Origin of the sequence: Allobosea sp., assembly GCF_030694325.1 — a bacterium.
Taxonomy (GTDB): Bacteria; Pseudomonadota; Alphaproteobacteria; order Rhizobiales; family Beijerinckiaceae; genus Allobosea.
Genome location: NZ_JAUXYO010000346.1, coordinates 1 through 17,551, shown reverse-complemented (window position 1 = coordinate 17,551; position 17,551 = coordinate 1). Strand labels below are relative to the sequence as shown.

General features: G+C 68.8%; 16 protein-coding genes and 1 other annotated feature. Of the genes, 6 read left to right on the top strand and 10 right to left on the bottom strand.

Features of this window, described 5'->3' with window-relative positions; all coding sequences use genetic code 11:
- Positions 1-509 (bottom strand): hypothetical protein (locus tag Q8M82_RS22590; protein WP_305693541.1); only part of this gene is annotated, 509 nt, incomplete at its 3' end.
- 115 nt (positions 510-624) lie between these two features.
- Positions 625-1,440, bottom strand: coding sequence for a fumarylacetoacetate hydrolase family protein (locus Q8M82_RS22585; protein ID WP_305693540.1), 816 nt, complete (start codon positions 1,438-1,440; stop codon positions 625-627).
- 63 nt (positions 1,441-1,503) lie between these two features.
- Here Q8M82_RS22585 and Q8M82_RS22580 point away from each other — a divergent pair, with 63 nt between their 5' ends.
- Complete coding sequence (locus Q8M82_RS22580) at positions 1,504-2,589, top strand: TRAP transporter substrate-binding protein (RefSeq protein WP_305693539.1); 1,086 nt, start codon at positions 1,504-1,506, stop codon at positions 2,587-2,589.
- A gap of 31 nt (positions 2,590-2,620) precedes the next feature.
- Positions 2,621-3,115: a MarR family winged helix-turn-helix transcriptional regulator gene (locus Q8M82_RS22575; protein WP_305693538.1), complete on the top strand. Its 495-nt coding sequence runs from the start codon at positions 2,621-2,623 to the stop codon at positions 3,113-3,115.
- A 112-nt stretch (positions 3,116-3,227) separates the two neighbouring features.
- On the opposite strand, the gene Q8M82_RS22570 is transcribed toward Q8M82_RS22575, so the two are convergent.
- Positions 3,228-4,178, bottom strand: coding sequence for a phosphoribosylaminoimidazolesuccinocarboxamide synthase (locus Q8M82_RS22570; RefSeq protein WP_305693537.1), 951 nt, complete (start codon positions 4,176-4,178; stop codon positions 3,228-3,230).
- 364 nt (positions 4,179-4,542) lie between these two features.
- On the opposite strand from Q8M82_RS22570, the gene Q8M82_RS22565 reads away from it, so the two are divergent.
- Positions 4,543-5,661, top strand: a complete 1,119-nt coding sequence (locus Q8M82_RS22565) for a DUF2865 domain-containing protein (protein ID WP_305693536.1) — start codon at positions 4,543-4,545, stop codon at positions 5,659-5,661.
- 27 nt (positions 5,662-5,688) lie between these two features.
- On the opposite strand, the gene gltX is transcribed toward Q8M82_RS22565, so the two are convergent.
- Positions 5,689-7,047 (bottom strand): glutamate--tRNA ligase, encoded by a 1,359-nt coding sequence (gltX, locus tag Q8M82_RS22560; protein ID WP_305693535.1) that lies wholly within the window; start codon positions 7,045-7,047, stop codon positions 5,689-5,691.
- 127 nt (positions 7,048-7,174) lie between these two features.
- Positions 7,175-7,230, top strand: a sequence feature (sul1 is cis-regulatory element that is thought to sense ions involved in sulfur or methionine metabolism; They are found in Alphaproteobacteria).
- Positions 7,231-7,291: 61 nt separating this feature from the next.
- Between gltX and Q8M82_RS22555 the strand changes: the two genes are divergently transcribed.
- A complete protein-coding gene (locus Q8M82_RS22555) occupies positions 7,292-8,773 on the top strand; it encodes a SulP family inorganic anion transporter (protein WP_305693534.1) in 1,482 nt (493 codons plus the stop codon).
- 18 nt (positions 8,774-8,791) lie between these two features.
- On the opposite strand, the gene Q8M82_RS22550 is transcribed toward Q8M82_RS22555, so the two are convergent.
- Positions 8,792-10,417: a nitrilase-related carbon-nitrogen hydrolase gene (locus tag Q8M82_RS22550; protein ID WP_305693533.1), complete on the bottom strand. Its 1,626-nt coding sequence runs from the start codon at positions 10,415-10,417 to the stop codon at positions 8,792-8,794.
- Positions 10,418-10,568: 151 nt separating this feature from the next.
- On the opposite strand from Q8M82_RS22550, the gene Q8M82_RS22545 reads away from it, so the two are divergent.
- Positions 10,569-11,459 (top strand): outer membrane protein, encoded by an 891-nt coding sequence (locus Q8M82_RS22545; protein WP_305693532.1) that lies wholly within the window; start codon positions 10,569-10,571, stop codon positions 11,457-11,459.
- Between the two features lie 85 nt (positions 11,460-11,544).
- Here the strand turns inward: Q8M82_RS22545 and Q8M82_RS22540 are convergent, their stop codons facing one another.
- From Q8M82_RS22540 to Q8M82_RS22520, 5 genes are all read right to left on the bottom strand, one after another.
- Positions 11,545-12,930, bottom strand: coding sequence for a class II 3-deoxy-7-phosphoheptulonate synthase (locus tag Q8M82_RS22540; RefSeq protein WP_305693531.1), 1,386 nt, complete (start codon positions 12,928-12,930; stop codon positions 11,545-11,547).
- A 287-nt stretch (positions 12,931-13,217) separates the two neighbouring features.
- Positions 13,218-13,619, bottom strand: a complete 402-nt coding sequence (locus tag Q8M82_RS22535; protein WP_305693530.1) for a type II toxin-antitoxin system VapC family toxin — start codon at positions 13,617-13,619, stop codon at positions 13,218-13,220.
- Complete coding sequence (locus Q8M82_RS22530; protein ID WP_305693529.1) at positions 13,616-13,864, bottom strand: type II toxin-antitoxin system VapB family antitoxin; 249 nt, start codon at positions 13,862-13,864, stop codon at positions 13,616-13,618. The genes Q8M82_RS22535 and Q8M82_RS22530 overlap by 4 nt, the downstream gene beginning before the upstream one ends.
- Before the next feature lie 68 nt (positions 13,865-13,932).
- On the bottom strand, positions 13,933-15,300 hold the full coding sequence (gene gor / locus Q8M82_RS22525; protein ID WP_305693528.1) for a glutathione-disulfide reductase: 1,368 nt from the start codon (positions 15,298-15,300) through the stop codon (positions 13,933-13,935).
- A complete protein-coding gene (locus Q8M82_RS22520) occupies positions 15,293-16,585 on the bottom strand; it encodes an O-antigen ligase family protein (RefSeq protein ID WP_305693527.1) in 1,293 nt (430 codons plus the stop codon). Before Q8M82_RS22520 ends, gor begins: the two co-directional genes overlap by 8 nt.
- 208 nt (positions 16,586-16,793) lie before the next feature.
- Here Q8M82_RS22520 and Q8M82_RS22515 point away from each other — a divergent pair.
- A partial coding sequence (locus Q8M82_RS22515; RefSeq protein ID WP_305693526.1) for a Bug family tripartite tricarboxylate transporter substrate binding protein occupies positions 16,794-17,551 on the top strand: 758 nt, incomplete at its 3' end.

The window sequence follows — 17,551 nt, the reverse complement described above, 5'->3', positions numbered from 1 at the left end:
AGATAGGCGGCGGCGATGGCGCCGACCGTCCCGAGCAGGAAGAGCACGAGCTTCATCTGCGTCGCGCGGCTGGCGAAGGCGACGTCGCCGGCCTCGACCTTCGGGTATTTGTCGAGCAGCCGCGCGACGGCGAGGTTCTCGGCGACATCGCAGAGCCCGCCGAGCAGCCAGCCGCCGCCGCACAGGGCCGCGAGCCACAGGGGCTGGCCGCGCATGGCGAGGCCCGCGATCAGCATCCCGCCGACGATCGCATAGGTGAAGGCGAAGGCGACATCGGCCGGCAGGACCCGATTGCGATAGCGGGAGCGGTGCGTCTCGCCATAGAGGGCGAAGAGCTTTTCCACATCGGCCGCGTTGTAGCCGTTCCAGTCGTTCTCGAGCATGCGCGGCACGCCCTGGCGGCTGGACCAGATGCCCGCGGCCCAGAACAGGACCATCACCAGCACCGGGCCCCAGACGAAAAAGGCGAGCGGAATGGTGTCGGGGTAGAAGGCGACGGGGTCGATCATCAGGCGGAGGCTCTCGCGGCGGGCTCTGCGGTTCGGCGACAGGGTAGCGGGCGCCCTTGCGGGCGCCAAGCTCTATGAGTCCAAGCCCCTGGCAGATGGTCGCACGAAAGCGACCTCACCCGGCTGGAAGGATCTCCTGCTCGATCGCGCCGAAGATGGAGTGGCCGGCGGGGTCCTTCATCTCGATGCGGACGCTGTCACCGAAGCGCAGCGGCTGCTCCTGCGGCAAGGCGACGGGCCAGGCCACGATCGTGCCCGCCTGCAGCGCCTGCCGCCCCGCCGCCTGCGCCAGCAACTCGCCCGCCGCCACGGTGCCGGCCGCTTCGCCGCGCTGGAGCGGCTGCTGGTTGACCCGGCACAGCAGGGGCAGGTCGAGGCGTCCGTCGTGCCAGGCGGGACCGATCTCGTCGGGCGTCACCACGACCGGCGAGAAGCTGCAGGCCACCTCCCGTGCGACATCGCCGCCTGCGCCGGCCGTCTCCATCACCCGGCAGCCGAGCATGACGAGCCGGATCAGGCTCGAGGCCTGTGCAGGGCCGGCCAGCGCCGGAACGTCTCCCGCGATCACGGCGAGACCCGCCTCGGCGACGAGACCGGCTCGCTCATCGACCGCCCGGACGGGCTGGCGTGGCCCCAGTGCCCCGGTGGAGCGGGCGGCCGTCGGTTCCGCGACGCCGTCGCGTCCGACAAAGCGCCCGAACGCTCGCGGAAGCGGCGCCGAGCAGTCATGCTCGTGGAAGCGGAAGGAGGGCACGGAGCCATGCTCCAGCCCCTCCGCCAGATCGGCCAGGCGGGGCGCGAGACGGTCCCAATCATCGAGCGCCGCCTGCAGCGTCGGCACCACGGGAAAGGCGTCGGTGGCGCGGGTCAGATCGCGCGAGACGACGACCAGGCGGCCATCCCGGCCATGCATGAGCGAAGCGAGTTTCATGTCTTTCCAATCCGCGCGCGACACGCCAATAAGAGTTCAACAAGCCCGTGGGAGGATCACCTTATGAAACGCCGCGACTTTTTGAAAACAGGGGCGCTCGCCGCCGCCGCGACGCCGGTCGCGATGCCTGCGATCGCGCAGTCGCAGCCCGAGGTGAAGTGGCGGCTGACCTCGAGCTTCCCGAAGTCGCTCGACACGATCTTCGGCACGGCGCAGCAGTTTTCCAAGCTCGTCAGCGAGGCCACTGACGGAAAGTTCCAGATCCAGGTCTTCGCGCCCGGCGAGATCGTGCCCGGCCTGCAGGCGCTCGACGCGGTCTCCTCCGGCACGGTCGAATGCGCGCATTCGCCGACCTATTTCTACATCGGCAAGGACCCGACGCTGGGGCTGGGCACCGGCATCCCCTTCGGCCTGAATGCCCGTCAGCAGCACAGCTGGTGGTATTTCGGCGGGGGCGAGCAGATCGTCAACGGCGTGCTCGACCGCTTCAACGCCTATTCGATCCCCTGCGGCAATTCCGGCTGCCAGATGGGCGGCTTCTTCCGCAACGAGCTCAAGGGCGTGGACGACCTCAAGGGGCTGAAGTTCCGCATCGGCGGCATGGGCGGCGCGGTGCTCGCCAAGCTCGGCGTGGTGCCGACCCAGATCGCGCCCGGCGACGTCTATCCGGCGCTGGAGCGCGGCACGATCGACGCCGCCGAATTCGTCGGCCCCTATGACGACGAGAAGCTCGGCTTCATCCGCGTCGCCAAATACAACTACTATCCCGGCTGGTGGGAGGGCGGCGCGATGCTGCACCTGATCATCGGCAAGGAGGCCTGGGCCAAGCTGCCCAAGCACTACCAGGCGATCGTCCAGCAGGCTTGCGAGGCGGCCAACAACTGGATGCTGGGCAAATACGACTTCGTGAACCCGGGCGGCCTGCGCCGTCTCGTCGCCCAGGGGGCGCAGCTTCGCCCCTTCCCGCTGCCGGTGATGGAAGCGGCGCTGAAGGCCGCCGAGGAATACTACGCCGAGACCTCGGCCAAGAGCGCGGACTTCAAGAAGGGCTATGATTCGATGGTCGCCTTCCGCGGCGAGAACCTGCTCTGGTGGCAGGTGGCGGAGTTGTCCTTCGACAGCTTTATGAACCGGCTGAAGGCGCGCTGAGCGCCCGGCCACCGGAGGCTTCTGCCAGCCGATGACGACGAAGCCCCCCTCTCCCCAGCCGGAAGCGCCGCTCCGGCTGGAGCAGTTCCTGCCTTATCGCCTGAATGTCGTGGCCTTCCACTCCGCGCGCGCGCTCGGGCGGATCTACGATGCGCAGTTCGGCATCGGCATTCCCGAATGGCGGGTGGTGGCGCAGCTCGGTGAGTTCGGCAAGCTGACCTCGCGCGACATCGGCGAACTCGCGCAGATGCACAAGACCAAGGTCTCGCGCGCCGTCTCGGAGCTGGAGAAGCGCGGGTTCGTCTCGCGCGCCGAGAACCGCCAGGACCGGCGCGAATCCTTCGTGGCACTGACGGCGGCGGGCGAGCGCATCTACGCCCAGATCGTACCGTTGGCGCTGGCCTTCCAGGCACGCTGGACTGAGGGGATCGCGCCCGAAGAGCTCAAGGTCTTCGAGCGCGTGCTCTCGACCCTGACCGAACGCAGCCGCCACCTCGCCGGAAGCTATCGCGACGACGAGGGGTGAGAGGGGACGGTCAGGCCCGCCTCCCTGCCCAACCCTCTGCGGTCATCCCGGACGCAGCGTAGCGGAGATCCGGGATGACCCGCGTCCTTTGATGATCGGCCAGAGCTGAAGATCAAAAAAACCGCGCGAGATTCCTGCGGATGCGCTCCAAAGGCGGCTCGTCGGCCGGGGGCGGCACGAAAGACTGGCCGGTGATGGTCTCGTAGGCGCGGACATAGACGTCCGAGGTCTGGGCGATCAGTTCGGCGGGAATCGGCGGCAGATCCTGGGTGTAGGGATCGCAGCGGGCGACGACCCAGTTGCGAACGAAGTCCTTGTCGAAGGAATCCGGCTTCTCGCCCGCCTCGAAACGCGCCGGATAACTGCCGGCCATCCAGTAGCGGCTGGAATCGGGGGTGTGGATCTCGTCGGCCAGCAGGATCGTCCCGTCAGCGTCCGTGCCGAATTCGTATTTGGTGTCGGCCAGGATCAGCCCGCGCTGCGCGGCCATCGCCTGGCCGCGTGCGAAGAGCGCGAGTGCATAGCGGCTGACCGTCTCCCACTGCTCGCGGGTCAGCAGGCCCTCCTCGACAATCTGGGCGGCCGAGAGCGGCTCGTCATGGCCGCCGTCGAAGGCCTTGCTGGTCGGGGTGATGATCGCCTCCGGCAGGCGCTCATTGTCGCGCAGTCCGTCGGGCAGGCTGACCCCATACATCTCGCGCCGACCCTGCTTGTACATCGTCAGGATCGAGGTGCCGGTGGTGCCGGCGAGATAGCCGCGCACCACGATCTCGACGGGAAGGATGTCGAGCCGCTTGCCGACCACGACATTGGGATCAGGGTATTCGAGCACGTGGTTGGGGCAGATGTCGGCGGTCTGCTCGAACCAATGGCGCGCGGTCTGGGTCAGCACCTGGCCCTTGCAGGGGATCGCGGCGATGGCGCGGTCGAAGGCACTCAGCCGGTCGGTCGAGATCAGGATGCGGCGCCCGTCCGGGAGATCGTAGTTCTCGCGCACCTTGCCGCGATAATAGTTCGGCAGCTCGGGGATGAAGGCGGCTTCCAGCGCCAGAGGAAGGGTCATGACGGCATCGCCCGGTCGCAACGCCGGCGCGACATGCGCGGGCGGGTGCGAGCCTTCTAGACAGTCGGAGCGCGCACGCCAACCGCCTCCCGATCCCACAGCGCGATCCACGAGCGCGCGCGGCGCAGCGATTGCCCGGCGGGGGCGAATATGGCATTCGGACCCGACATCTTCCGGTGCACGGCAGGCATCGCTCCTTAGTTCCGTCGCGTTTGGAGGCTGTTGTCGGCGACGGGGACGAGCCGCCAGCCCGGGGCAAGGACCGTCCGGCATTCGAGACCGACAAGCAGGTGACGTGATCCGACTCCCGATGACATCGAGATCCTCTCCTCCGCGGCGCTTTCTCCGCCTGGTGGCTGCGCTCGTGGCCCTGGGCGCCATGGGCGGCGTCGCGGTGGCGCAGTCCCCCGCCTGCAACGCCTGGCGCTCGGAACTGGCGACTCTCCAGGGCCAGGGCGGCGGCGATCCGCGCGCCGCGCAGATGGCGCAGCGCGTCGGCTCCCAGCTCGCCCAGGCGACGAACCAATACCGGGCGATGGGCTGCGAGCGCGGCGGCTTCACCTTCTTCGGCGAGGGGCCGCCACGCGAATGCGGGGGCTTGCGCGCGCAGATCGGACAGTTGCAGGGGCAGTATGCGCGGCTGCAGCAGATGGCCCAGGGCGGCGCGCTGGAACAGCGCCGGGCCCAGCTGGTGGCGGCGATCAATGCCAATTGCCGGGCGCCGCAGCAGCGCGGCTTCTTCGAGACGATCTTCGGGCTCGAGCCGCGCCGCGGCGAAATCGATTCGACGCTGCCGGAGCTCGACCCCGAACAGCCGCTCGAACCCGAGAAGCCGCGCCTCGGCGGCCCGCAAACCGTCTGCGTACGGACCTGCGACGGTTTCTTCTTCCCGCTCGCCAACAACCCCGGTGGACGCGACAGCTCGGACGAGATGTGCCAGGCGCTCTGCCCGGGCGCGCAGACCTTCGCCTATGGCATGAGCAATGGCGGCGAGATCCAGAACGCGGTCGCACGCTCGACCGGGCAGCCCTACGCCTCGCTGCCCAATGCCGGCAAATACCAGCGCAGTTTCGACGCGGCCTGCACCTGTCGCGCCCCCGGCCAGAGCTGGGCCCAGGCGCTGAAAGAGGCCGAGTTCCTGCTCGACAAGCGCAAGGGCGACGTCATCGTCACCGAGCAGCGTGCGGCGGAGCTTTCGCGCCCCAAGGAGGCGAAGCCCGATCCGCGGCGCCGCGGCGCGACGCCGGCACCGCAGCCGGCTGCGGTCGACATTCCCGACGAGAAGCCGATGCCGTCGGAGAACTCGCCAACGGCCGGCACGGAATCCGCCGGCGTTGGCCCGGCCACGGTCGGCGAGCGCGTTCTCGACAAGGGCGACGGGCTGAAGCGGGAGACGCAAAGCGTCACCGGCGAACGCCGCACCGTCCGGATCGTCGCGCCCAATCTGGCGCCGAACCTCGGAACCGCGACGATCAGGCCCTGAACGAGCCTGCGCGAGACTCCGCGCGTCTCAGGCGCTCTCGCCCCTGAGACGCCGCAGCGCCTTGTCCCGCCCGATCAGCGGCAGCAGCGCCGCGAGTTCGGGGCCGTGATCCTGCGCGGTCAACGCCTGGCGCAGCGGCATGAACAGGGCCTTGCCCTTGGCGCCGGTTGCCGCCTGTACCGCGCTCGTCCAGCTCTTCCAGGTCGTCGCGTCGAAGGGCTCGGGCGGAAGCACCGAGGCCGCGGTGGCGGCAAAGGCGGGATCGGCGATGACCGGCCTGATCGGCCCGCGCACGACGTCGTCCCAGAGGCGGGCGTCATCGAGCTTGGCGAGATTGCCGCGGATCGCGAGCCAGAACGCCTCCCTCCCGCCGATGCCCAGCGCCGCCAGCCGGGATGAGACGGCCTCATAGGGCAGCTGGTGGAGGGTGCGGGCGCTCAGCGTGTCGAGATCGTGCTCGTCGAATTTGGCCGGCGCGCGCGAGACATGGGCGAGATCGACCAGCCCCGCCAGTTCATCGAGACTGGCGACCGGGCGCACCGCGTCCGACGAGCCGGTCAGGGTGGCGAGCGCCGCCACCGCCAGGGGCTCGACGCCGGCCTCGCGCAGGCCGCGCAGCGAGAGATGGCCGAGGCGCTTGGAGAGCCCCTCGCCGCTCGCCGTGGTCAGGAGGTTGTGGTGGCCGAAGGCCGGCAGCGCCGCGCCCAGCGCCTGGAAGATCTGGATATGCACCGCCGTGTTGGTGACGTGGTCCTCGCCGCGGATGATGTGGGTCACGCCGGTCGCGGCATCATCCACCACCGACGGCAGGTGGTAGAGATAGGTGCCGTCCTCGCGGATCAGCACCTGGTCGGAGAGCGAGGCGCAATCGACATGGGCGTCGCCGCGGATCAGATCGCTCCAGGCGACCACGCGCGGCTCCAGCAGGAAGCGCCAATGCGGCCGGCGGCCTTCGGCCTCGAGCTTCGCCCGGTCCTCTTCGGTCAGCTTCAGCGCAGCGCGGTCGTAGATCGGCGGCAGGCCGCGGGCGAGCTGGCGCTTGCGGCGGCGGTCGAGCTCGTCGGCGGTCTCATAGCAGGGATAGAGCCGGCCGGCAGCGCGCAGATCCTCGGCGGCCGCATCGTAGAGCGAGAGCCGCTGCGACTGGCTGATGACGAGATCGGGCGTGATGCCGAGCCAGGCGAGGTCCTCGGCGATGGCGGCGGCATATTCCGGCTTCGAGCGCGCGAGATCGGTGTCGTCGAAGCGCAGCATGAAGCGCCCGCCATGGCGGCGGGCATAGAGCCCGTTGAAGAGGGCCGAGCGGGCATTGCCGATATGGAGATAGCCCGTCGGCGAGGGCGCGAAGCGCAGGAGCGGCGGGCGGGACGGCGCGGGGCTGGTCATGGCGGCGCTTATGGCGCTTTTGGCCCGCAGCGACAATCGCCTGTGGCGGTCATGTCCTGAAAGCATGATGCAACGCGCAGGCATCTATTGCGATGCAGCATGATCCATGGCTGAATGATGGCATTCGAACGGACCCGGTGAAAATCCGGGTGGCTCTTCCGGCCGCCGATCCGCCGGACAACCCAACTGCCGATCCATCTGAAGCCTGCGTGCGCCGCGGGCTCCGATCGCTCATGGGTTCAACATGACAAGACTTTCCGCCTATCGCCGCGAATGGTTCTCCAACATCCGGGGGGACATCCTCTCCGGCATCGTCGTGGCGCTCGCCCTGATTCCGGAGGCGATCGGCTTCTCGGTGATCGCCGGCGTCGACCCCAAGGTCGGGCTGTTCGCCTCCTTCGCCATCGCCTGCGTCTCGGCCTTCGTCGGGGGACGGCCGGGGATGATCTCGGCGGCGACCGCCGCCACCGCCGTCCTCATGGTCACGCTCGTGAAGGAGCACGGCCTGCCCTATCTCTTCGCGGCGACGATCCTGATGGGGCTGATCCAGCTCGGGGCCGGCGCGCTGCGTCTCGGGCGCCTGATGAGCTTCGTCTCGCGCTCCGTCATTACCGGCTTCGTCAACGCGCTTGCGATCCTGATCTTCATGGCGCAGCTGCCGGAACTGATCGGCGTGCCGTCGCTGACCTATGCGATGATCGCAGGCGGCCTCGCGATCATCTATCTCCTGCCCTATGTCACCAGGGCGATCCCCTCCCCGCTCGTCGCCATCGCGGTGCTGACGGCGCTGGCCTGGGGGCTCGGGCTCGATCTGCGCACCGTCGGCGATCTCGGCGAACTGCCCTCGACGCTACCGGTCTTCGCACTGCCGCAGGTGCCGCTGACCTTCGAGACGCTGCGGATCATCTTCCCCTATTCGGTCGCGCTGGCGGCGGTGGGGCTGCTGGAGTCCCTGCTCACCGCCCAGATCGTCGACGACATGACCGAGACCACGAGCAACAAGAGCCAGGAATGCTACGGTCAGGGGGCGAGCAACATCGCCTCGGCGCTGATCGGCGGCATGGGCGGCTGCGCCATGATCGGCCAGTCGGTGATCAACGTGACCTCGGGCGGGCGCGGCCGGCTTTCGACCTTCGTCGCCGGGGCCTTCCTGCTCTTCCTGATCCTCGTGCTCGACGATCTCGTCCGGATCATCCCGATGGCGGCGCTGGTCGCGGTGATGATCATGGTCTCGATCGGCACCTTCTCCTGGCGCTCGATCCTCGACCTGCGCAGCAACCCGCTGCCCTCCTCCATCGTGATGCTGGCCACGGTGACGACGGTGGTCGCGACGCATGACCTCGCCAAGGGCGTGCTCGTCGGCGTGCTGTTGTCGGGCGTGTTCTTCGCCGGCAAGGTCGCGCGCCTCGTCGCGGTCGAGAAGCGCGACAGCGCGGAGGGCAAGGCCGTGACCTATGTCGTGCGCGGCCAGATCTTCTTCGCCTCGGTCGAGAGCTTCCTGCGCGGCTTTTCCTTCGAGGAGCGCCCGGCGCAGGTGACGATCGACCTGACCCATGCCCATTTCTGGGACATTTCGGCGATCGGCGCGCTCGACAAGGTCGTGCTGCGCCTGCGCAAGAACGGGGCGGAGGTCGAGGTTCTCGGCCTCAACGAGGCCAGCGCCACCATGGTCGACCGCTTCGGCCGGCACGACAAGGGCGACGCCGGGCCGGCAGCCGTCCACTGAGGCCGCGGCGAGCGGGCTTCAGAAGTCGACGCTCTCGCCACCGCTGAGGCCGACACCGCGGACCAGCGCGGCATCCGGCTCATGGACCGGCTCGCCGCTGTCGACGAAGCCGTGGCGCGGCGGCTGGCGTGGCCCCTCGGCCGTCAGATTGACGCCGGGCGCGGCAAAGCGGGCCAAGGCCCGCCTGCGACCAAGCTCCTCCTGCAGAGCCAGCACCATCTCGCGGGCATGGCCGTCCGCGACGAACTCGGCGACGCGCCGGCCTTGCCCGAGAGCGGACAGGATCTCGTCCCGCTGCGGATCGGGACGCTGTGCGAGCCACGCCGCCGGGACGATCGCGTCCTCGGGCCCGAGCGCCCCGGCGGGCTTCCAGCGCTGGCGCAGTTCACAGAGGCGGGCGATCTCGCTGGCCGAGAAAGGCTTCACCGGATCGAAGACATCCACCGTCGGGGCAGCGGCCGCGGTCGCTTTGGTCAGAAGGGTGAGGTTCTCCTGCGCCGCCAGCGCCGCCAGCAGGGCGCCGCGAGCGGCCGCCAGCGCTGCACTCGTCGGTTCGATGCCCTGGCCCAGTGTCTCGGCCAGGATCGCGCCGAGCGGCGCGACCGGCACCACCCGGCACGGGATGCCGAGCGTCCGGGCGAACGCCTGACTGTCCGCGAGCGCCCGATCCTCAGCGCCGGACGTCAGCACCACCGCACGGACGCGCTCCGGCCCGACGGCATCGACCGCCATCATGGCATCGAGTGCAGCATCCGGCCCGTCGAGTGCGAGCAGGATTCCGGCGGATCCCACCCGGCGGACATGGTCGCGCAGACCGAGCACGCAGGCGGCATAATCGGCCGCGTCTGCCGTCGGCACGGTCGCGATCTCCCCCGGTTCGCTGCGCCAGGCGCCGCGCTCACGCCGCCACGGCATAACTGCGTGCGCCTCCGCAAAGGCAGGCAGATGGAGCGTCAGGTTCCGCTCGTGGTCGAGCGCGAAGGAGGCGCCATCGAGGACGTCCTCATCGTGTCGGCCAACGGCGTTGAGCCAAACCAGCGGCAGCCCCGTCTCGACGACGCGCGCGACCGCCTCGTTCATGCGGACGTCACCGCTGCCACGGTGATAGGCCGAGGAGGCGGCGACGAGGAGCATCTCGGCGCCCGTCTCGGCCAGGCACTCCGCCACCTCCTCGTCGGCGATGTCGGCGCCGATCGCCAGCCCCAGACGGACCCGCCCGCGAAACGGAACCGGCCCCGGCAACGGCCCCGGCGAGAACACCCCCGCCTCGTCATAGGCGCCGCCCGCGCCCAGGCGGACCTTGAAGCGCACCGCCTGAATCACGCCGCCATCGAGCAGCGCGAGCGCATTGTAGATCCGCCCCCCCTCGACCCAGGGCAGGCCGAGCAGAAGCGCGGGTCCGCCATCGGCCGTCTCGCGCGCGAGCGCCTCGCAGCTGCGGCGGCAGGCGTCCTGGAAGGCCGGCAGGAGCGTGAGCCCGGCAGCCTGTCCGCCCGCCAGCATGAGTTCGGGAAACAGGACGAGATCGGCGCCGGCCCGCGCCGCCTCGTGGCGCGCGGCCCGGACGAGGTCGGCATTGCCCGCGACGTCCCCGAGCAGGGGGCTGATCTGTCCGAGGGCAAGGCGGAAGGAGTGTTCGGTCATGGCCGCGGCTGTAACGCGGCCGGACCAGCCGGGCAATGTCGCGCGGGCGGCCAGCAGCGAGCGGCGTTTAACCTCACGTTAGGGTTAAGAGCGCATGAATCGGGCACGAGCCGCTTCCGCTAGAGCGCGGCCGTCGTTCGGAGAAACGACCATGCGTACCCGCTTCATCTCTCGACCGGCCGCAGCCCTGGCCGCAGCCACCCTGCTGGCCGGCACCGTGACCGCAGCGTGCACCGCCTCGGCGGCCGATTATCCGGTTCTGCGCGGTTCGCAGATCGACGACGCGCCCCCTGCGCCGGAATTCGACAGCCGTGCGAACTGGTCGGGCTTCTATGTCGGCGGTGGCGCCGGCGTCTCCTCCACGAAATTCGAGCCCGGCAACGGGCTGCAGAACCTGGCGAATTTTGCCTTCCGGAACACCGTGCTGGGCAACGAGATCAACATGGGCTCGCTGGTGAGCAACCTGCCCTCGAAAACCGACAGCGGATCGACCTTTTTTGGCTTCGCCGGCTACAATTTCGCCTTCGGCGATGTGATCCTCGGCCTGGAGGCGGACTATACCAAATCCAATCACGAGTATCTGATCAGTGACTTCATCGGCCGGCGCTTCACGACCTCCGACGGCACCGTCAACGATTTCTCCCTGACGACCCGGCAGGGGGCCGAGCTGAAGGACTACGCCACCGCACGCATCCGGATGGGCTGGGCCTATGGGCGGATCATGCCATTCGCCACGATCGGCGGCGCCGTGGGACGTTTCGACACGACATCGACGATCGATGCGACCTGGCGCTTCACGCGCACCAACCCGGTATCCGGCGCCTTGGAGAACAATGTCGTCGCAGCAGGCTATCCGCTGCGTGTCGGGGAGACCAAGCGCAACGTCTACGGCTTCGGTCTGACGGCCGGCGGCGGCATCGACATGGCGCTCACCGACAACCTGTTCCTGCGTGCGGAATACCAGATCATCCGCTTCGCCGATGTCGAGGGCACCACCACGACGATCAACACCGGTCGTGTCGCCGCCGCGCTGAAGTTCTGACGCCGCCGGACACTCGACCGGCATGAAAAAAGCCGGGGCGCGCGCGCCCCGGCTTTCCTGTTTCAGCGCCTCGGAAGGTGGCGTCTCACTCCGCAGCCTCGACCTCCGGCCGCGCCCTGCCCGCCCGCTCGCGCTTGACCAGTTCGGCCACGAGGAAGGCGAGCTCCAGCGCCTGCTCGGCGTTGAGGCGGGGGTCGCAGACCGTGTGATAGCGGTCGTTCAGATCCGCATCGGTCATGCCGCGCGCGCCGCCGGTGCATTCGGTGACGTTCTTGCCGGTCATCTCCAGATGCAGGCCGCCGGCATGGGTGCCCTCGGCCTGGTGGACGGCGAAGAAGTTCTTCACCTCGGTCATGATCAGGTCGAAGGGCCGCGTCTTGTAGCCGCTGGCGGCCTTGACGGTGTTGCCGTGCATCGGGTCGCAGGACCAGACGACGTTGCGCCCTTCCCGCTTGGTGGCGCGCACCAGGGCCGGCAGCGTGTCGAAGACCTTGTCCGCACCGAAGCGGCCGATCAGCGTCAGGCGGCCGGCCTGGTTCTGCGGATCGAGCACGTCGATCAGCTTCAGCAGACCGTCGACCGTGGTCGAGGGACCGCATTTCAGACCGATCGGATTACGGATGCCGCGGAAGAACTCGACATGGGCATGGTCAAGCTGGCGCGTGCGGTCGCCGATCCAGACCATGTGGCCGGAGGTGTCGTACCAGTCGCCCGTCGTCGAATCGACGCGGGTCATCGCCTGCTCGTAGCCGAGCAGCAGCGCCTCATGGCTGGTGTAGAACTCGGTCGAGCGCATCTCGGGATGCGTCTCGGGGTCGATGCCGATGGCGCGCATGAAGTCGAGCGCCTCGGTGATGCGCTCGGCGACTTCATTGTAGCGCGACGAAGCCGGGGCATCCTTGACGAAGCCGAGCATCCAGCGATGGGCATTGTCGAGATTGGCGTAACCGCCGGTGGCGAAGGCGCGCAGCAGATTCAGCGTCGCCGCCGACTGGCGATAGGCCTCGAGCTGGCGGCGCGGATCGGGCGTGCGCGCCTCCGGCGTGAAGGCGTTGTCGTTGACGATGTCGCCCTTGTAGCTCGGCAGCTCGACGCCGTTGAGGGTCTCCGTCGGAGCCGACCGCGGCTTGGCGAACTGGCCGGCGATGCGCCCGACCTTCACCACGGGCGAGCCGCCGGCAAAGGTCAGCACCACCGCCATCTGCAGGAAGAGCCGGAAGAAATCGCGGATGTTGTCGGCCGAGTGCTCGCCGAAGCTTTCGGCACAGTCTCCGCCCTGGAGCAGGAAGGCCTCGCCGCTTGCGACTTTCGCGAGGGCCTTCTTCAGCTTGCGCGCCTCACCCGCAAAAACGAGGGGCGGAAAGCCGGCGAGCTGCTGCTCGACCGCCCTCAGGGCTGCCTGGTCCGGATAATCCGGGATCTGCTGGACGGGCTTGGCCCTCCAGCTCTCGGGCGTCCACCGCTCCGACATGGTTCCTGCTCCTGACTTCACTCCGCGCCGGTTAATCTGTTCGTAAGCGCGAAGGCGCGCCTATACACCCAAGGCGCCGCGAAGGCCACCACGGCGAGCTTGGCCGACGGAGATCGCCGGGTTCTCGGCATGGTTAGCGAAAGCTGAATCGGTCCAGCCACTTGCCGGTCAGTGCTCGCAGATCGAATCAAGTTCATCGCATCGCAGGTGAAGGCGATGACGTCGCGATTCAACCGGGTCTAGCGCTGATTCAGCACCGATGGCGGGCGTCGTGCGCCTGCCCCGGGTCAGGCCGGCTCGATGTCCGTGCGGCTGAAGTCGTCGCCCTTGAACAGCAGCCGGGCCTTCAGATGCCGGGCCGTGGCGTAGGAGAAGCAATCGCCCATGTTCAGGATGCCGGGGCGACCGCCACCCAGGCCGTAGCGCTCGGCGGCCTCGACCGCGAGCGCCGTGATCGCCATGTCGGGCGCGACAAGAGCCATGCCTGCGGAGCGCATGAAGTCGTCGGCGATCTCCATCGCATCGGATCGGGAACACACTTTCCATCGGGCAATGGCACAAGCTGTTTCCCAGACCGATATCGTCGAGATCGATCGATTTGAGTCGACCGCCAGGCGCCTAAGCAGCGCTTCGGCATCAGCCTCACCGGCGAGCATCGAAACCACTGCGGACGCATCGACGACGATCAACGGCGCTCGTCCTCGCCGTTGATCTCATCGTAAAAAGCACGATCCGGAACCGGCCCCCGATCAGGAAGGGCGGCGAGCCTCGCCCGGATCGGCGCGAGCTTCTCCCACAGGGTCGGCTCGGCATCCTCGCGCTCGGCCTTCTCGCGCAGCGCGTCGTGGACGATCTCGGTCAGGCCCTTGCCGTGCTTGGCGGCGAGCCTGCGGGCGAGCGCCTCGACCTCGTCGTTCTTGATGCTGATGCCCATGACGACGGTCCTGTTCTAGAAAACCCGTTCTCACATTCTAGAATAGGCGCGACACTCCCGCGATGCAATCAGCCCGCCCGCGGCGTCCGCATCGTGACCAGTTCCTCGGCCGCGCTCGGATGCAACGCGATGGTGCGGTCGAAATCGGCCTTGGTCGCGCCCATGGTCACCGCGATGGCGACGGCCTGGATGATCTCGCCGGCGTCGTGGCCGAGAATATGGACCCCGAGGACCTTGTCTGTCTTCGCGTCGACGACGAGCTTCATGTAGACGCGCTCGTTGCGGCCCGAGATCGTCGCCTTCATCGGCCGGAAGCCGGATTCGAAGATGCGCAGTTCGTGACCGGCCGCGGCCGCCTGGACCTCGGAGAGGCCGACGGTGCCGATCTCCGGGGTGGTGAAGACGGCCGAGGCGATCAGGCCGTGGTCCATCTGCCAGGGCTTGTTGCCGAAGGTCGAGTCGGCGAAGGCGTGGCCTTCCCGGATCGCGACCGGCGTCAGGTTGACGCGGTTGGTGACGTCGCCGACGGCATGGATCGAGGGCACGCTGCTGGCTGAATTCTCGTCGACCAGCACCTCGCCCAGAGAGCCGAGCTGGACGCCGGCCTCGGCCAGGCCGAGCCCCGCCGTGTTGGGACAGCGACCGGTCGCGACGAGAATCACATCGGCATCGATCGGATCGCCGCTGGCGCAATGGGCGCGGCGGCAGCCATCGGGCAGCAACTCGATGCTCTGGACCGTGCAGCCCAGCCGGAAGCGGATGCCGGCATGCTCGAGCGCGTCGCGCAGGCGATTGCGGATGTCCTCGTCGAAGCCGCGCAGCACGTTGTCGCCCCGGTGAAGCACCGTGACCTCGACGCCCAGGCGCACGAAGAGGCTGGCGAATTCGAGCGCGATGTAGCCGCCGCCGACGACGAGCATGCGCTTGGGCAGGCTGGGCAAATGGAAGATCTCGTTCGAGGAGATGCCGAGTTCGCCGCCGGGGATCGGCGGATCGAAGGAGGGCCAGCCGCCGGTGGCGACGAGGATGTGCCGCGCGCGCACCGTCTCGCCGCTCTTGCCCAAGCGCACCGTATGGGCATCGACGACGGTGGCACGCTCCTCGCGAATGGTGACACCAGCGCCGTTCAGCCCCTTGCGATAGAGGCCGGAGAGGCGGGTGACCTCGTTGGCGACGGCATCACGCAGCGTCGGCCAGTCGAAGCCGGGTTTCTGGACCGTCCAGCCGAATCCGGCTGCGTCCTCGACCTCCTCGGCGAAGCGGCTGGCATAGACGAAGAGCTTCTTGGGCACGCAGCCGCGGATGACGCAGGTGCCGCCGATCCGGTCCTCCTCGGCGATCATCACGCGGGCGCCATGGCCGGCGGCGATGCGGGCGGCGCGGGTCCCGCCCGAGCCGGCTCCGATGACGAACAGATCGACGTCGAACTCAGCCATGATGCGCCTCTTCAGCTTCGGTTGGCGGTGATGCGATGGCGTGGGGCCACGGCGCGCAGAGCCAGAGGGTCGCGGCCGCGAGCGCGGCGATCCACCAGCCCTGCCAGGCGCCGTGCGCGACCGATGCGACGGCAAAGGCGCCGGCGAAGAGCGCCAGCCGCGGGGCGAGATCGGCCGCCGCGAGCCGGCGCAGCCGTGCCAGGCAGGCCAGGCCGGCGAAGGTCAGCAGCAGCGCACCGAACGCGCCCGTCTCGACCCAGGCCTGCAGCGGCGCATTGTGCGGATGGCCGACGGCGAGAAGCGTGCGACGGGGCGGCGAAACCTCGGCCGCGACGGGGTGACGGTCGAGCGTCGGCGAGGTGCCGAAGCCCGCGCCCAGCAGCGGCTGCGCCAGGGCCGCTTCGCCGAAGGAGAGCCAGATGTCGACCCGATCGCGCGAGTGGGAATTGGCGAGGCGCTCGTGCACGGACGCAGGCAACACGGCATCGACCACGCGGCCCGCCACGGGAGCCAGCGCCAGCGTCATGGCGAAACCCGCCGCAACGGCCAAGAGCGCGAAGCGCGGCGCGAACCAGGCCAGGGCACCGACGCCGATGCCCACCAGGAAGCCGAGACCGGCCGCGCCGCTATCGGATCCGAAGGCCGCCCAGCCGACGGCCAGGACGAGCAGCCCGGCCAGGGCGAGGTCCCATCGGGTCGAGGTTGCCCCGCCACGGAGCAGGGCAAAGGCCGCCGCCGATAGCATCAGGCCGGTAAGTACCGGGCGGTTGAAGATGTAGCTCTGGTACCGGCCGATCTCGAGCGTCGCCCGCAGCGACAGCCCGGTCGCCAATTCCGCCATCATGAAGATGATCGCGGCGATGATCGCCCCTGCGAGGGCCCGGACGAGGCGACCGTCCGGGCAGAACCGGCCCGAGGCCAAGATGGCCGCGCCGCAGGCCACGGGCAGCGCGAACTCGCCCCACGCCGTCAAACTCGCAATCGGCCTGTGGCTCCAGGCGATCGTGACGAGAGACCAGAGCAGAAAGCCGCCGAGGGCGAGCCCGATCGGGCTGCCCACCATCGCGACCAGGCGCTGCCAGGCGGGACGCCAGCCCTCGGCCGTCAGGCCCGAGGCGACGAAGGCGGCCGCGGCGAGCGCCAGCACCAGCGGCGCGGAGCGGTTCGCGATCCACATGACCAGCGGCATTGCGACCAGCAGACCGCAGCCGAGTGCCGCCAGCCGCGTCGGAACGGGGCCGTCGATGCGCCGCAAGCCCGGTGCGGGGAGAACAGTAAGATTCATGCCCGCAGCGATTACGCCATCGCTCCGGGTCCCACCAGTGCTTCGCGCCTTGTCGGGCGGCTGGGCTTAAGGTTCCGGCATGCCGCCGCCGCGAAATATCTTGACTCGCGATTGTTCAATCAGGCGCAATTGACGGAGGACGCGGCGAAGTGCCACTGGCGGCGTCACCCAAGAATTGCGCGGACCAATCCGCGAGCGGAGGAACACCATGTTGCCATCCATTCTCAAGCGCGGCGCGCTCGTTGCCGTCGCCGTTGCCGGGCTCTCCACGGCCGCCTTCGCCCAGATCGAACTGAAGATCATGGCACCGGCGTCGCCCGGCGGCGGCTGGGACGGGACGGCACGCTCGATGCAGCAGGCGCTGACCGCTTCGGGCATCGCCAAGAGCGTGCAGGTGACCAATGTCACCGGCGCCGGCGGCACGATCGGCCTGGCCCAGCTCATCGGCGCCAAGGGCGACGGCTCGCAGCTGATGGTCAACGGATTCGTCATGGTCGGCGCCATCCTGCTGAACAAGTCGCCGGTAAACCTGTCGCAGGTCACGCCGATCGCCCGACTGACCGCCGAGGCGCTGGTCATCGTCGTGCCGGCGGATTCGCCGATCAAGAACGCCAAGGACCTCGCCGAGCGGGTCAAGGCCGATCCCGCCAAGGTGACCTGGGCGGGCGGTTCGGCCGGCGGCGCCGACCATATCCTGGCCGCGCTCTTCGCCGAGGCCGCGGGCGGTGACCCGAAGAAGATCAACTACATCCCGTTCTCGGGTGGTGGCGAGGCGCTGGCCGCCATGCTCGGCGGGCGCGTCACCGCGGGCATCTCCGGCTATGGCGAGTTCGAGGGCCAGATCAAGGCCGGCAAGCTGCGCGTGGTGGGCGTCTCGTCCTCCGCCCGTCTGGCCAACGCTCCTGATGCCCCCACCCTCAAGGAAGGTGGCGTCAACCTCGAGCTGATGAACTGGCGCTCGGTCGT